Origin of the sequence: Latilactobacillus fragifolii (assembly GCF_905332535.1) — a bacterium.
Lineage (GTDB): Bacteria > Bacillota > Bacilli > Lactobacillales > Lactobacillaceae > Latilactobacillus > Latilactobacillus fragifolii.
The window spans coordinates 138783-155208 of sequence record NZ_CAJOCF010000002.1 but is presented as its reverse complement, the minus strand read 5'-3'; the positions used below and the strand labels follow the sequence as shown (position 1 = coordinate 155208).

The following is a 16426-nucleotide window of genomic DNA, read 5'->3' as shown; positions in this document are numbered from 1 at the left end:
AATGAATTGAAAAGCGGTCCCTTGGCAAACGGGGGACCGTTTTTTTATTGCGATAATTAGTTACGTTTGGCAAGTGATTATTTATACGATTAGGGGGTGAACAATAGTTTACATTTATAAGGGGGAACGGTATCATTTAAAGCGATACAAAAAGACAAAAAAGAAGGGTGTGGCGTGTCGTGTATTTGCTTGTAAATGTTGTTGGATTACTGATTTTTATTGGAGTCGGCTTTCTATTCTCAAAGAAAAAGAAAGAAATCGATTGGCGTTCTGTCCTAATCATGTTAGTGATTAACTTAGTCCTCGCTTGGTTTTTAACGAGTTTTTCAATCGGGCGGGACATTGTTTTAGGCGCAGCAAATGGATTTAACTGGTTAGTGCAAATTGCCTATACTGGGATTGCTTTTGCGTTGCCAAGTTGGGTTAATGTGAAACAAATGGATTTTGTGGCGAGTGTGCTCTTACCAATCTTGATGATTATTCCATTATTCGATATTCTAACGTATATTGGCGTCTTACCGTGGGTGATTAAATGGTTAGGCCGCGGATTAGCTAAGATTACCGGACAACCAAGGTTTGAATCATTCTTTGCAGTTGAAATGATGTTTTTGGGCAATACCGAAGCATTGGCTGTTTCAAGCTTACAATTGAAACAAATGAAAGCAGAACGAACATTAACACTTGCGATGATGTCAATGAGCTGTGTCACAGCTTCCATCATCGGCGCATATACACAGATGATGCCGGGCCAATTTATTTTAACGGCGATTCCGGTCAACATTATTAACGCTATTATTGTCACCAATATTTTAAATCCAGTGAAAGTCACCCCTGAAGAAGATACGATTGCTAAAATGAGTGGGAGCGGTTCTGCCGCTGTTGAAGCAACCGAAATTGTTGAAGGCAAAGTAGAACGTGAACCCTTCTTCTCATTTTTAGGCGATTCAATCTTAAATGCTGGTAAATTAGTTTTAATCATCACGGCCAATGTCATTGCCTTTGTTGCGTTGGCGGCCTTAATCGACAAGGTACTCCAATTAGTGAATCCGTGGATTACTCTTGAACATTTACTTGGAATTGTGATGTTCCCATTTGCATGGTTGATGGGACTTGATGTGCATCATGCCTTTGAATTTGCCCAATTCATGGGGACGAAGTTAGTGACCAACGAATTCGTTGTCATGGGTAAGGTACAACATTCAATTGGCAGTTTCGCACCACATTATCAAGCTGTCTTAACGGTGTTTGTAACGTCATTTGCCAACTTCTCAACTGTTGGGATGATCATCGGCGCTTTCAAGGGGCTTGTCGACCGTGAAAAGAATGATATGATTGCCAAAAACGTTGGTTACATGTTGCTATCTGGCATCTTAGTATCATTGCTTTCTGCTGCAACAGTTGGCTTATTTGTTTGGTAGTCTAAAGCGGACGACGATTGGGCGCAAAGCCAACTGGGTTTGAAATCCTGGCATGCGCTAGTTTGAATTCAGTGAGCCGAATCCAACTTGCCAAACTTGACGGTTCAAGGGCTTTGTGATATATTTTGAACATTATAATAAATGTAGCCATCGATAAAGTACTTAGTTTTAGCAATCAATCACAGAGAGAGTAACCTAGTTGAGAGTTACTTATTGATTAAAGTTGACAGCTTTTGAGGCTTGGATGAATATCCCGCTAGCAGATAGCGTTATCAACAGCTGAAATTAAAGGTGGTACCGTGCATAAAGCACCCTTGTCAAATGACGAGGGTGCTTTTTTTATTTTTTATAAAATGTAAATTCAGAGAGGATTGGCAGATATGCGAACAAGAACAACATATTGTGGATTAGTTGGGGAAGAATTCCTTAACCAAGAAGTTGTATTACACGGTTGGGTGCAAAGCCAACGTAATTTTGGGAACTTAATTTTCGTTGATTTAAGAGACCGCGAAGGCATCGTTCAATTGGTGTTTAATCAAGAGACAGATGCAGCGATTTTTCAAATCGCAAGTAAATTAAAAAGTGAATACGTCGTTGAAGTTCAAGGGACGGTAATGGCGCGTGATGAAGCTGCCATTAATCCAGATATGAAGACGGGCAAAATTGAAGTGATTGTTAAAGACTTAGTGGTCTTGAACAAAGCTGAAACACTCCCATTTGAAATTTCAGATAACAACACGGCTTCTGAAGATTTGAAATTGAAATATCGGTATTTAGATCTTAGAAGACCAGAAATGCAAAATGCCATTAAAACCCGGGCTGCCATCACACGTGCCGTTCATAGTTATTATGATAACAACGGTTATTTAAATATTGAAACCCCCAACTTAACGAGTTCAACACCTGAAGGGGCCCGTGATTACTTGGTACCGTCCCGGGTCTACCCAGGGAGTTTCTATGCATTGCCCCAATCGCCACAATTATTCAAACAATTGTTGATGTCAGCTGGCTTTGACAAATATTACCAAATCGCTCGGTGCTTTAGAGACGAAGATTTACGCGGGGATCGGCAACCTGAATTCACCCAAATCGACGTTGAAACAACGTTCTTATCAGATGTTGAAATTCAAACTGAAACAGAAGGCTTATTGAAAAAAGTTATGAAGGACGTCAAAGGAATTGATGTACAAACACCATTCCCACGTTTGAAATGGCAAGATGCAATGGATAAGTACGGTTCCGATAAACCTGATGTTCGTTTTGACATGCAAATCCAAGATATTACTGAAATTGTGAAAGATTCTGAATTTAAGCCATTTTCTGAAGCTATTGAAGCGGGCCAATTTGTCCGGGCCATTGTGGTGAATCATGCTGCGCCTAAATACTCACGTAAAGCATTAGAGGAACAACAACAATATATTGAACGGTATGGCGCTAAGTCATTGTTATGGGCTAAATACGCTGGCGGTAAATTATCAGGCGCTTCTGCTAAAGGTTTGTTACCACATCAAGATGCCCTTGTTGAACGCCTGCACTTAGCGGATGATGATTTAATCTTAATCATTGCCGGTAACTTCCAAGTAGTTTGTGATAGCTTAGGTTATTTGCGGACACACTTTGCTAAAGAAATGGATATGATCGACAAGAATCAATTTGCATTTACATGGGTCGTCGATTGGCCATTATTTGAATACGATGAAGGCTTTGGCAAATGGATTGCAGCACACCATCCGTTCACTCGTCCACGTGATGAAGATATTCCATTATTGGATACTGATCCACACAAGGCGCACGCCATTTCATACGATATCATCTTGAATGGTTATGAATTAGGTGGCGGTTCACTCCGTATTTTTGATCCAGAAGTCCAAGAAAAAATGTTATCTGTTTTAGGAGTTGCACCTGAAGTTGCTCAAGAACGTTTTGGGCACTTATTAAATGCTATGAAATTTGGTTTCCCACCATCAGGCGGCTTAGCAATTGGTTTAGATCGTTTCGCAATGTTACTTGCTGGTCGCGACAATATTCGGGACGTGATTGCCTTTCCTAAGAATTCACGGGCCACAGAACCAATGACCAATGCGCCCAGTGAAGTAACACCCGAACAATTAGCAGAATTAGGGATTGAAGTGCACCCTAAACAGAAGGACTAGGCATAATCAAGTGCAGTCAATTAAGTAAAGGAGTATTGCCATGGAAGAAATGTTTACGATTTTAGGCGGTATGGGGCCGGCAGCAACCGAAACCTTTGTGCATCTAATTAACGAATTAACGCCGGCCAAAAAGGATCAAGATTATCTAAACTACGTCGTGTTCAACCACGCTGAAATTCCAGATCGCACTGCGTATATCCTCGACAACAGTCAAGAAAATCCGTTGCCCGTTATGTTAAAAGATATTCGCCAAATGAATTTGTTAGCGCCGAAATTCATGGTAATGACCTGTAATACAGCCCATTACTTCTACGACGAATTACAAGCTGAAGCAAACTTTGACATCATTCACATGCCACGGGAAACAGTCAAACATATGCAACAAACAATTCCAGGTTTGAAGAAAATCGGTGTTCTCAGCACAACTGGGACCCGGCAAGCGGGCATTTATCAAAAAGCAATTGCCGCCTTTGGTCTTGAAAGTGTTGTGCCCAACCAAGAATTGCAAGATATGACGATGAGCTTGATTTATGATGATATCAAGGCTACCGGTGAGTTCAGTCACGCTAAGTATCAACAAATTGTTGATACAATGTTAACTGATTACGATTGTGACGCGGTTATTCTGGGGTGCACCGAACTCAGTGTCGCGCAAGCTGAATTCCCTTTGTATCCTGACAAAGTGATTGATCCAATGACAGTGGTTGCTCAAAATATTGTCGACGGACTTTATAACAAATAGCAATTACTCATTAAGTTTTCACAAAGAGCATCCCGGGTTGACGTTGATTGAACGGCAGTCTGGTATACTACGATAAATATTGATATAGAAGGTGACAGCATGCAAGCAAACGGTAAAAACTTTACCCCCATTTTATTGGGGAGTGATTTTAACGTTTACGGGATGGCCCGTTCGTTTTATGAAATGTATCATGAACCTGTTAAGGCCTACGCAAGTCAAGAATTAGCACCAACTCGGTTTACAAAAATTGTCGATTTAGAATTGATTCCAGGATTTAGTGAAGATCCGGGGTTCATAACTGAAATGCTAAAGTTAAAGGAACGCTACCGCAATAGTGATGGCCCAGTCATTTTGATTGGCTGTGGCGATGGCTATGCTAGCTTGATTTCACAACATAAAGCGGAATTAGAAGACGTTTTTGTTTGTCCATACATCGATCATGATTTATTAGAAAAGTTAACCTACAAGGAAACTTTCTACGAAATCTGTGACAAATATGACTTACCATATCCCAAGACCCACATCATTACCAAGCAAATGGTTGAAAATCAACAAGTTGAGCAGCCATTTCCGTATCCAGTGGCATTAAAGCCAGCTGATTCAGTTGAATGGCTTGACGTGCATTTTGAAGGCCGCAAAAAAGCCTTCACAATTAAAAATGAAGCCGAATTCCAAGATATTATGCGAAAAGTATACGATAATGGCTATCAATCGGATATGATCTTACAAGACTTCATTCCAGGTGATGACAGTCGAATGCACGTGATGAACATCTATGTGGATCAGCAACACCACGTAAAGATGATGTGTTTAGGCCATCCATTATTAGAAGATCCAGCACCCGCAGCTATTGGGAATTATGTGGCGATTTTACCTGAGTACAATGAACAAATTTATCAACAAGTCCAGAAATTCCTCGAAGATATCAAGTTTACGGGTTATGCCAATCTTGATATGAAATATGATGAACGCGATAACACCTACAAGTTATTCGATATCAATTTACGGATGGGCCGGAGTAGTTTCTTTGTTACCTTAAACGGCTATAACTTAGCCCAATGGGTTGTAAGAGATTATGTGCTAAATGACTTGCAAGATGAACCAGTAGTTTGGGCGAATAAAGATGAAGACAGTCCCGCACTCTGGTTGGGTGTTTCAGTTGACGTCTTTAAGAAATACGCGCGTAATAATGCTGAAAAAACCAAAGCGTTGGAACTTATCAAACAAAAGCGCTATGGCACCACTTTTGAATATAGCAAAGATATGAATCTTAAACGATGGTTATTGCTTAAATGGATGTTGCACAACTACCGTAAAAATTTTGCGAAGTTTTTCAAAGAAAATAAAGAATAACATGCCCAAAATATTAAAAAAGCCCATCATCGTTCATAGATGATGGGCTTTTTTTAGTGGCCTTAGAAAAATGCCGTGGGAGGGTTGCCACTTTGTGGTAAATGATGCAATATGAAGTTGGAACAATGCGGTGGCCTTTATGATGTAATTTTTGAATGAATGCTTTATTTTTGTAGCAAAAACGATATAATAAAGCAAATAATAACTTACCATGCTCGCCGTTATGTTGACTGGCCATTAGTGTTAAAGTGCCGTTAGATACGATTATGAATGTAGTAAGTAATTGAAAAAGGTGGAAAAATGATGCACTCATTAGATATTGAGCGATTAAAAGAGATGTCAAATTTTGAAGTTGCCGCTTTGTTCTTAGAAAATTCCGAAAAAAATACAATGCATAATACGCCAATTAACGTTGGTCGCGGAGATCCTAACTGGATCAATACGCGCGCGCGACTAGCTTTTAATAAGCTTGTTGAATTTGGCATCGAAGAAGCAGCTAAGAAAATTAACGAAGCTGATGGCGATATGGCCGGTTATGTTGACAAAGTAGGGATTGCACAACGGTTGCATGCGTATCTTGATGCCCACCATAAAACCGATCGATTCATACTCGCCTTTTTAGATTACACCGAAAAACGTATGGGCCTCAATCAGGATGAGTTGGTCTATGAATTTGTCGATGGTGCACTTGGCAATCACTATCCAATGCCTTCTAGAAGCTTAGTCAATGTGGAAAAAATTCTGAACAAATACCTTGAAGTGTCATTATACAACGGTGAAAAATTAGCTAATCAAACGGATGTCTTCCCGACAGAGGGGGGGACAGCCGCAATGGTTTACTTGTTCAAGGAATTAAAGATTAGCCACATTTTACGCCCTGGCGATACGATTGCCATTAATACCCCAATCTTTACCCCTTATTTACAGATTCCAGAATTAAGTGAATATAAATTAAAACAGTTTGATGTGAGTTCAGTTGAAGACGACAACTGGCAAATGATGGACGCTAAGTTTGAAGAATTAAAAGACCCAACCGTTAAAGCCTTTTTTGTTGTTAATCCAACAAATCCCACTTCACGGGCTTTCAGTAAGCATGCGTTAGCTAAAATTAAAGAGGTTGTTGAAGCAAACCCAGAAATTGTCATCATTACGGATGATGTTTATGGGACTTTTGTAAATGATTTCCAAACAATTTACGCAATTGCACCTCGAAATACGATGTTAGTTTATTCATATTCAAAACTTTATGGGGCGACGGGGCATCGTTTAGGGCTGCTGGCAGTGCACCAAGATAATGTTTTTGATGAAATTATTGCTAAGCGAACCGCTGATGACCCAGCAGTTAAGGCAGAATTTGAAAAACGATACTCAGTTGTGGCCCCTAAGCCACTAGCAATGAAATTCATTGATCGAACAGTAGCTGACAGTCGTGAAATTGCGTTGTACCATACAGCGGGATTATCGACACCGCAACAAATCTTGATGGCATTATTTAGTTTGACTAGTTTAATTCACGAAGGTGAAAAGGATCCGTACATTGAAGCTTCCAAGAAAATGGTTGATACCCGGTACAATGCTTTTTGGGAATCGATGGGCATGGCATGTGATCATTCTAAAGAAAACGCTGAATACTATGCGGTATTTAACATTTATGATTTTGCTGAAAAAAAATATGGGCATGCATTCCGCGACTATTTCGAAAAGCACGTCAGTTATCTTAATTTCGAAGAAAAATTAGCGTCCAAATATGGAGTCGTTGTGATGGACGGCGCAGGAATGGGGACGGATGATGGCTACTTGCGAATCTCATTAGCGAACCAACCTGCTGAAAATTATGCCATCACTGGCAACCGGATTGCCCAATTGCTAGCTGAATACCATACCCAATTTCAAGCGCGTTAAGTAAAAGCGGGTATTGTGGGTCAGTTTTTTTGCAAGGTGCTTCGATTTAGAGCATATGATATAAAAAAGAAGTACTGCGGCCGTTGACCTATACCCCAATTGTTAAAGTAAAAACTTTAATGATTGGGGTATTTTGATGACTAAAATTTCTAAACAGACAAAATTAAAAGCAATCCTTGAGTATCATCAAGGAGAATTTAGTAAGAATCAAATCAGTAGAAAATACGGCATAAATCAAACAAGATTTAATTTGATGTGTGTAGCGTATGAATACTTTGGCCCTGATTTTTTATTAAATCCACCTAAAATTACGAGCACTTTTAGAATTAAGATTGCTAGTTGGGCAATTCAAAATAATGCATCATACAGTGCAGTCGCTGCTAAATTTGGTTATATTAATGTACGTCAAATCCAACAATGGAAAGAAATATATCGTACCGAAGGTCCGAATGGTTTATGCTTAATACAAAATAGAATCATGGATAACCTATTACAATACAAAACGTATTCAAATGAAACTAGGCGGCACATCGCCGGTAAAATACCGACAACGTGCCGCCTAGAAAAGACAACTAAATATTTACTTTAACTTTTGGGGTATACCGCACGTGTCGCAGTACTTCTTTTTTAACGGATGATGATTAACAAAACAATTGACCATTTATCGATACCGTTTGTAGACGGTTTTTAGGAATCATGTATAATAAGCTAGAGATAAAATGATTTATAAAGGAGTTTAGCATGGCTGACTTAGTTTATCAAAACATTATTGCGGATTTAAAAAAAGCAATTAACGCAGAATCTTTTCCCAGCATGAAATTACCCGACGAACGGTCGTTAACTGAACACTATCAAGTAAGCCGTAGCTCGGTTAAACGCGCGTTAAACGTCATGGCTAATCAAGGCATTATTTTCAAAAAACGAGGGTCAGGGACCTTTATTAACCCACTGTACTTAAAAGGAGGCTCGTTTTTTAATTACAACGGCTCTAACCTAGGGGTGACCGACAGTTTTAAAGCCGGAAACCGGAAACCGGGAATTAAACTATTAGATTTCCAAGTCATTAAGCCGAGTGCGGAATTACAACGTGACTTGTTTTTGACACCAGATGATTTTGTCTATGAAATTAAACGCCTCCGGTTGTTTGATGACGCCCCTTTCATGATTGAAACCGGCTTTATTCCGATTAAAGTAATGCCGGAATTGACCGAAAAAATTGTGTCGAGTTCAATCTTTAACTACTTGGAAACTGAGAAAAATCAAGAAGTGACACGCGCTTTTTTGTCAATTTTCGCAGAACCATCAACCGATGACGATCAAGCACATTTGAAGTTACAGCCGACGGAACCAGTCGGCATTATGGAGGGCATTTTCTTCTTAGACGATGGGACGCCATTTGAATTTTCAACGATGCGTCTGCATTATCAATACATGAAATATAATACATTCGTTACGGTTAGCGGTCGCGAATAGAGCCGCTATTTTTTTAATCAAAAAATTGGTACGACCCAATATTTAAAATGGTTGACTTTTTTTGGAAATCTAGTATGATGAGAGAGTAGTCAGAAACAATAAAGTTGCAAAAGATGCAACTGGAACTTAAAGTAAAGCTACTAGGAACTTTTTTAAATTAAAAAGGGGTGCTATTAAAATGACAGATTATTCAAGCAAAGAATACCTTGCTAAAGTTGACGCATTTTGGCGGGCTGCAAATTATATCTCAGTTGGTCAATTATACTTAAAAGATAACCCACTATTGAAACGTCCTTTGGAAGCAAAAGACGTTAAGGCAAAACCAATTGGTCATTGGGGCACAATCTCCGGCCAAAACTTCCTATATGCTCATTTAAACCGTGCAATTAATAAATATAACTTAAACATGTTCTACGTTGAAGGCCCAGGCCATGGTGGTCAAGTGATGGTCTCAAATTCATATTTGGATGGTAGCTATTCAGAAATCTATCCAGAAATTTCTCAAGATGCTGAAGGGATGAAGAAATTATTCAAACAATTCTCATTCCCAGGCGGGGTGGCCTCACATGCGGCGCCTGAAACACCTGGTTCAATCCATGAAGGTGGCGAACTTGGTTACTCATTATCACACGGTGTTGGCGCGATCTTAGACAACCCAGACGTTATTGCTGCCGTTGTAGTGGGTGATGGGGAAGCTGAAACTGGCCCATTAGCTGCATCATGGTTATCAAGCACATTCATCAATCCGAAGAATGATGGGGCGGTCTTACCAATTTTGAACTTAAACGGGTTCAAAATTTCTAACCCAACGATTCTTTCCCGTAAGAGTGATGAAGAATTGACGAAGTATTTCGAAGGTAATGGTTGGGAACCAATTTTTGTTGAAGGCGACGATCCTGAAAAGATGCACCCAGCAACTGCTGCTGCGATGGACGAAGCCATCGAAAAAATCCAAGCTATTCAAAAGAATGCGCGTGAAAACGGCGATACATCTCGTCCAGTATGGCCAATGATCGTCTTCCGCGCCCCTAAAGGTTGGACTGGTCCTAAGACATGGGATGGTGTCCCAATCGAGAATTCATTCCGTGCGCACCAAATTCCAGTACCTATCGATAGTGCTGACATGCAACATGTTGATGCGTTAGTTGACTGGATGAAGTCATACCGTCCAGAAGAATTATTTACAGAGGATGGCCAATTAAAACCTGAAATCGCAGCAATTGCCCCTAAAGGCAATATGCGAATGGCTGCTAATCCAATCACTAATGGTGGGATTAATCCAAAACCATTACGCTTACCAGATTATCGGGATTATGCTGTAGATAATTCAGAACACGGAAAAGTTGTTGCCCAAGACATGATTGTTTTAGGCGAATACGTTCGTGATATCATTAAAGATAATGATCAAAATAAAAACTTCAGAATCTTCGGGCCTGACGAAACAATGTCAAACCGGTTGAACCATATTTTTGAAGCGACAAACCGTCAATGGATGGAACCAATCAAACAACCAAATGATCAATATATGGCTTCAGAAGGCCGTGTTCTTGATTCACAATTATCAGAACATCAAGCTGAAGGTTGGTTAGAAGGATATGTCCTAACTGGTCGGCATGGTTTCTTTGCAAGTTATGAATCATTCTTGCGCGTTGTGGATTCAATGTTAACCCAACACTTCAAGTGGTTACGTAAGGCTGATGAACAAGCATGGCGCAACAAGTATCCTTCATTGAACATTATTGCAACCTCAACTGTTTTCCAACAAGATCACAATGGGTACACCCATCAAGATCCAGGGATCTTAACACACTTAGCTGAAAAGAAACCAGAATTCATTCGGGAATACTTACCTGCTGATGCAAATACGTTATTAGCAACAATGGAGACTGTCTTCAAGAGTCAAGAAAAGATCAACTTAGTGGTTGCTTCAAAACACCCACGGCAACAATGGTTCTCAATTGACGAAGCAACAGTCTTAGTTAAGAATGGTTTGAAGATTATTGACTGGGCAAGTACTGATCAAGGTGCTGAACCAGACGTTGTGATTGCAGCCGCTGGGACAGAACCAACCCTTGAAAGTCTAGCCGCTATCTCCATCTTACACAAACAATATCCTGATATGAAGATTCGCTTCATTAACGTTGTTGATTTATTGAAACTTCGTTCACCTAAAGTGGATCCTCGTGGGTTAACAGATGAAGAATTCGACATGTACTTTACAAAAGACAAACCAGTTGTCTTTGCATTCCATGGTTTCGAAGGCTTAATCCGGGATATCTTCTTTGATCGTCACAACCATAACCTTCATGTTCATGGCTACCGTGAAAATGGTGATATTACAACACCATTCGACATGCGGGTCTTGAACCAAATGGATCGTTTCAGTTTAGCCAAAGAAGTTGCGGTTGACGTGCTTGGTGACCAAGCCGGCCAATTCGCACAATCAATGGATGATATGGTTGCTAAACACAATCAATATATCCGTGATGAAGGTACTGATTTACCAGAAGTTGAAGAATGGCAATGGGAACCACTCCGTTAAAATGGTGGTTAGAACAGATTGGCGCAAGCCAATCTGTTTTTTTGTGGATTAGTGGTCGCTGAGCCTTTATTTTTAGGCATAATAACGGTAAACTAGTAGACAAGTATAATTTTAGAAAGAGGCGTTTTTTTATGGCAAAAAATAAAATCCGAGTGCGGTATGCGCCAAGTCCAACAGGTCATTTGCACATCGGAAATGCTCGTACAGCATTATTTAACTATTTATTTGCACGTCACAACAAAGGGACTTTCGTGATTCGGATTGAAGATACCGATACGAAAAGAAATATTGCTGACGGTGAAAACAGTCAGTTAGATAACTTGAAGTGGCTAGGTATGGATTGGGATGAAGGTCCAGACAAGCCTGGTGATTTTGGTCCTTACCGTCAATCAGAACGTCGCGAAATTTACACGCCTTTAATTGAAGAATTAGTGGCTAAGGGATTAGCTTACGAATCATATAAAACAGAAGATGAATTAGCTGAAGAACGGGAAGCGCAAAAAGCAGCCGGCCAAGCACCACGTTACATTTACGAATATGAAGGTATGAGTGATGACGAAATTAAGGCTAGTCAAGCAGCTGCTAAAGCAAAAGGCTTGAAACCAGTTGTTCGGTTACGGTTACCTAAGAATCACGTTTATAAGTTTGATGACATCGTTAAGGGAGAAATCAGTTTTGAATCGGATCGTTTAGGTGGCGACTTTGTCATCATGAAACGGGATGGCATGCCAACTTATAACTTTGCCGTTGTAGTGGATGATCATTTGATGGAAATCACACACGTCTTGCGTGGGGATGATCATATTGCTAATACGCCAAAACAATTGGCTGTTTATGAAGCTTTTGGCTGGGAACCACCAGTCTTTGGGCACATGACATTGATCATCAATACTGAAACAGGTAAGAAGTTAAGTAAACGTGATGAATCAGTACTGCAATTCATTGAACAATACCGCGAATTGGGTTACTTACCAGAAGCGATGTTTAACTTTATCGCCTTATTAGGTTGGTCACCAGTTGGTGAAAGCGAATTGTTCAACCGTCAAGAATTTATCAAGCAATTCGATCCAAAACGTTTGAGTAAATCCCCCGCTAGTTTCGATCAAAAGAAACTCGAATGGGTGAATAACCAATACGTTAAGCAATCAGACCCTAACAAAATTATGGATCTTTCGTTGGACAGCTTGATTAAAGCGGGTAAAATCGCTGAAAATCCCGATAGCAAAACGATTGAATGGGCCCGTCACTTAATTGCGTTATATCAAGATCAAATGAGTTATACAGACCAAATTGTTGAAATGGCGGATGTTTTCTTCGAAGAACCGGAACAATTAGACGCTCAAGCGCTTGAAGAATTAAATAACGAAACAGCCCCCGTTGTTTTGAAAGAATTCAGCGAACGCTTAAAAGATTTGACATTGTTCACAGCACCCCGAATTATGCAAATTATTAAAGGTATTCAAAAAGATACCAAGATTAAAGGTCGTCAATTGTATATGCCAATTCGAATTGCGACGACACGCGAAATGCACGGTCCATCATTACCTGATTCAATCGAATTATTAGGGAAAGACCGGGTCTTAGCCCATCTTGAAAAAACATTAGCTGAAATTAAATAGGATATTTAAAGCCTCCAGGGAACTGGGGGCTTTTTTGTACGATAAATTTATAATTTAAGCAAACGCTAATTGAATAAAAAAGGCCCATAATTGATGACTTCTTTTTATTGATGGAATCTAAACGGTATCAATTAACGGGGAATGATTTTGAATTTAAATTTGCCCGATTTAGTAAGGTTACAGTGATCAGCATTCAAATTCACGGGCTGCGACTTCGCTCAGAAAAGGTGATTTAGTATTGTTCCTTCATTGGTGTTTGGCAGATGAAATAATAGCATGCCATCTGATGAGCATGGAGGGCTTTTTAGATGCCCCGACCGGCTAAAAAACTTAGAAAATTAGTTAACGCTATCATTGTAACCGTTTTAATTGTATAATTAACTTATCCAATTAGGAGGCGTAGATTATGACAAAAAAAGTAGCTTTTATTACAGGTGCAGCACAGGGAATCGGTAAAGCAATTGCACAACGTCTTTCGAAAGATGGCTTTGCAGTTGCCATTGCTGATTTCAATTTAGCAGGTGCCCAAGCAGTCGCAGCAGAAATTAATGAAACAGGCCGGGCCATTGCGGTTAAGGTTGATGTTTCTGATCGTGATCAGGTATTTGCAGCGGTTGAAACAACAGTTGCTGAATTAGGTGGGTTAGACGTTGTTGTGAATAATGCCGGTGTCGGCCCAACAACTCCGATTGAAACGATTACTCCAGAACAATTTGAAAAAGTGTATGCGATTAATGTCGGTAGTGTATATTGGGGGATTCAAGCAGCTGTTAAAGCCTTTAGAGATCTTGGTCATGGTGGTAAAATTATCAATGCTTCTTCACAAGCAGGACAGGTTGGTAATCCAGAACTTGCTTTATATGGTGGCACTAAATTTGCCATTCGAGGAATCACGCAAACGGCAGCCCGTGATTTAGCTGATCAAGGAATTACAGTGAATGCTTATTGTCCTGGTATCGTTAAAACCCCAATGATGATGGATATTGCACATAAAGTGGGCCAAAATGCAGGTAAGGATGATGAATGGGGGATGCAACAATTTGCCAAGGATATCACCCTAGGTCGTTTATCAGAACCAGAAGATGTAGCAGCTTGTGTCGCTTATTTAGCTGGTCCAGATTCTAACTACATGACCGGTCAAGCTTTAATTATCGATGGTGGGATGGTCTTCAACTAAGATAACGATAAAAAAACGATGCTCACGTTTAATGTTGTGAGCATCGTTTTTTAACTAGAGTGGAATAATTTTAACAGTGACGATAGTGTTTTTAAACGTTAACAGGGTGAAACAGCCGAATATCATCGTTAAAGAGAGCTTGTTTGCTTTATTGTCTAGTGCGATCAATTTCAGCACGAATCGCTTTGAAACGTTGTTCGGTTAGTGGGCCATTGTTGACGGCGACCATCATGAACAGGCTATCGACGATGCTAATTTGGGCAATCAGCGCATGTAAGGCTTCAGCGCGATAATTGGTTTCTTCGGAGATGGATAGCAGCGTCACATCACCTAATTTAGCGAGCGTTGAATTTCCAAAACTGGTGATAACAATGAGTGGAACGTGACGTTCTTTTAAGATCCGTGCAATCTCTAGAGCATCTTTATTTTGCCCACTGTGCGAGATAATCAACGCACAGTCTTGGTCGGTGAGTTGGGTAGCCTGCATTAATTGTAGATGGTAGTCTTGGCTGTAGACGGTTGGAATTGCGGTCCGTAAAAATTTGTGGTAACCATCTTGGGCAACGATTCCAGAAGCACCCAAGCCAAATAAACTCAAACGCTTGGCCTGGTTAATGTAGTCAACGGCTTGACGTAATTGTGCTTCAGTTAGTAATGAACGAGTCGCTTTGAGCGCGTTAGTATTGGACAAGAAAATTTTATCGGCCATGGTCAGATAATCATCATTATTACTAATTTCATGGAAGATTGGATTATTTGGTGCGATAGCTTGTTTAGCTAGCAACGCCATTTTAAGGGCCTGAAAGTTTGTAAAGGTCAATATTTTGGCAAAACGGGAAATAGTGGCAGTTGAAACACCGCAGTCAGCTGCAAACTCTTGAATAGTTAAACTTTGATCGAAATGGTTAGTTTTTAAAATGTAATCTGCGATTTGTTTGTATTTTTCACTTAAATTCGGGTAGTACGCACGGAGTAAGGAATCGATATTTTGTGTCATTATAGTGTCCTCCTATTATCGATAGTATAGCATAAAAAGCTATAAAGAAAATTGTTTTCTAAAAAAAGGTTGATTAAAGAAAAAAATTTACATATAATAAAGCTATTAAGAAAAGTGACATGAAATTGTGGATAAGGGGACTGGCAAAAATGAAATTAGCAATGATTGGCTTAGGAAAAATGGGGATTAACTTAGTCGCTAACTTACGGCGTAACGGGCACGAGGTTGTTGCTTTTGACTTGAATGAAGCAGCAGTTCAAGAAGCAACGCGCTTAGGGGCACTGCCTGCAAAGAATATGGATGATTTGTTGACACAATTGCCACAACCTAAGATTGTGTGGAGTATGTTACCAGCTGGCAAACCAACGCAAGCCACAATTGAATCATTGAGCACTAAACTGGCAGCCGGTGACATTGTCATTGATGGTGGTAATTCATTCTTCGAGGATTCTAAACAACACAATGCATTGCTTGCCGCAAAAGGCATTCATTTCTTCGACGTCGGGACTTCCGGAGGGACAAGCGGGGCTAACGCAGGCGGCAACTTCATGATTGGTGGCGATAATGCTGAAGTGTTTAAGCAAATTGAACCGCTTTTTAAAGATATTGCCCAAGAAAATGGCTATCTTTATACCGGCAAAGCTGGCAGTGGGCATTATCTCAAAATGGTGCATAATGGGATTGAATACGGCATGATGCAATCCATCGCTGAAGGATTTGACGTGTTAGCACATGGTGAATTCGAATACGATAACGAAGCAGTTGCTAAGGTATGGAGTAATGGGTCAGTGATTCGTAGTTGGTTGATGGAACTAGCAGAATCCGCTTTTGCCAAAGATCCTAACTTAGAAGGGTTAAAGGGGATTATGCATTCATCAGGTGAAGGTAAATGGACGTTAGAGGAGGCCTTGAAATTACAAGTGCCAACCCCGGTCATTGGGCTATCATTGATGATGCGGTACCGTTCACTTGAAGAAGATACATTCACTGGTAAAGTCGTCGCTGCTTTACGAAATGAATTCGGCGGTCATGCCGTTGATAAGAAATAAG

General features: G+C 40.1%; 12 protein-coding genes. 11 read left to right on the top strand and 1 reads right to left on the bottom strand.

Features of this window, described 5'->3' with window-relative positions; all coding sequences use genetic code 11:
• Positions 1-179: 179 nt before the first annotated feature.
• The 10 genes from J7Q78_RS03475 to J7Q78_RS03430 all read left to right on the top strand — a co-directional run bounded on the left by J7Q78_RS03475 (position 180) and on the right by J7Q78_RS03430 (position 14379).
• Positions 180-1418 (top strand): NupC/NupG family nucleoside CNT transporter, encoded by a 1239-nt coding sequence (locus tag J7Q78_RS03475; protein ID WP_154243039.1) that lies wholly within the window; start codon positions 180-182, stop codon positions 1416-1418.
• A gap of 380 nt (positions 1419-1798) precedes the next feature.
• Positions 1799-3571, top strand: coding sequence for an aspartate--tRNA ligase (gene aspS / locus J7Q78_RS03470; RefSeq protein WP_208422866.1), 1773 nt, complete (start codon positions 1799-1801; stop codon positions 3569-3571).
• A 40-nt stretch (positions 3572-3611) separates the two neighbouring features.
• Positions 3612-4313 (top strand): cysteate racemase, encoded by a 702-nt coding sequence (gene cuyB / locus J7Q78_RS03465; protein WP_154243041.1) that lies wholly within the window; start codon positions 3612-3614, stop codon positions 4311-4313.
• Between the two features lie 99 nt (positions 4314-4412).
• Complete coding sequence (locus J7Q78_RS03460) at positions 4413-5666, top strand: carboxylate--amine ligase (RefSeq protein ID WP_208422865.1); 1254 nt, start codon at positions 4413-4415, stop codon at positions 5664-5666.
• 303 nt (positions 5667-5969) lie between these two features.
• Positions 5970-7568, top strand: coding sequence for a bifunctional aspartate transaminase/aspartate 4-decarboxylase (locus tag J7Q78_RS03455; RefSeq protein ID WP_154243043.1), 1599 nt, complete (start codon positions 5970-5972; stop codon positions 7566-7568).
• 136 nt (positions 7569-7704) lie between these two features.
• Entirely contained in the window at positions 7705-8157 is a 453-nt protein-coding gene (locus tag J7Q78_RS03450; RefSeq protein WP_208427748.1) for a helix-turn-helix domain-containing protein, read from the top strand.
• 152 nt (positions 8158-8309) lie between these two features.
• On the top strand, positions 8310-9041 hold the full coding sequence (locus J7Q78_RS03445) for a GntR family transcriptional regulator (protein WP_154243044.1): 732 nt from the start codon (positions 8310-8312) through the stop codon (positions 9039-9041).
• Positions 9042-9219: 178 nt separating this feature from the next.
• Positions 9220-11583, top strand: a complete 2364-nt coding sequence (locus J7Q78_RS03440) for a phosphoketolase family protein (protein WP_208423081.1) — start codon at positions 9220-9222, stop codon at positions 11581-11583.
• 131 nt (positions 11584-11714) lie between these two features.
• Positions 11715-13202 (top strand): glutamate--tRNA ligase, encoded by a 1488-nt coding sequence (gene gltX / locus J7Q78_RS03435; RefSeq protein ID WP_154243046.1) that lies wholly within the window; start codon positions 11715-11717, stop codon positions 13200-13202.
• 406 nt (positions 13203-13608) lie between these two features.
• Positions 13609-14379, top strand: a complete 771-nt coding sequence (locus tag J7Q78_RS03430; protein WP_208423080.1) for a (S)-acetoin forming diacetyl reductase — start codon at positions 13609-13611, stop codon at positions 14377-14379.
• 148 nt (positions 14380-14527) lie between these two features.
• On the opposite strand, the gene J7Q78_RS03425 is transcribed toward J7Q78_RS03430, so the two are convergent.
• Positions 14528-15376: a MurR/RpiR family transcriptional regulator gene (locus J7Q78_RS03425; protein ID WP_208423079.1), complete on the bottom strand. Its 849-nt coding sequence runs from the start codon at positions 15374-15376 to the stop codon at positions 14528-14530.
• Positions 15377-15525: 149 nt separating this feature from the next.
• Here J7Q78_RS03425 and gnd point away from each other — a divergent pair, with 149 nt between their 5' ends.
• On the top strand, positions 15526-16425 hold the full coding sequence (gnd, locus tag J7Q78_RS03420) for a phosphogluconate dehydrogenase (NAD(+)-dependent, decarboxylating) (RefSeq protein ID WP_208423078.1): 900 nt from the start codon (positions 15526-15528) through the stop codon (positions 16423-16425).
• The last annotated feature ends 1 nt before the right edge of the window (position 16426 follow it).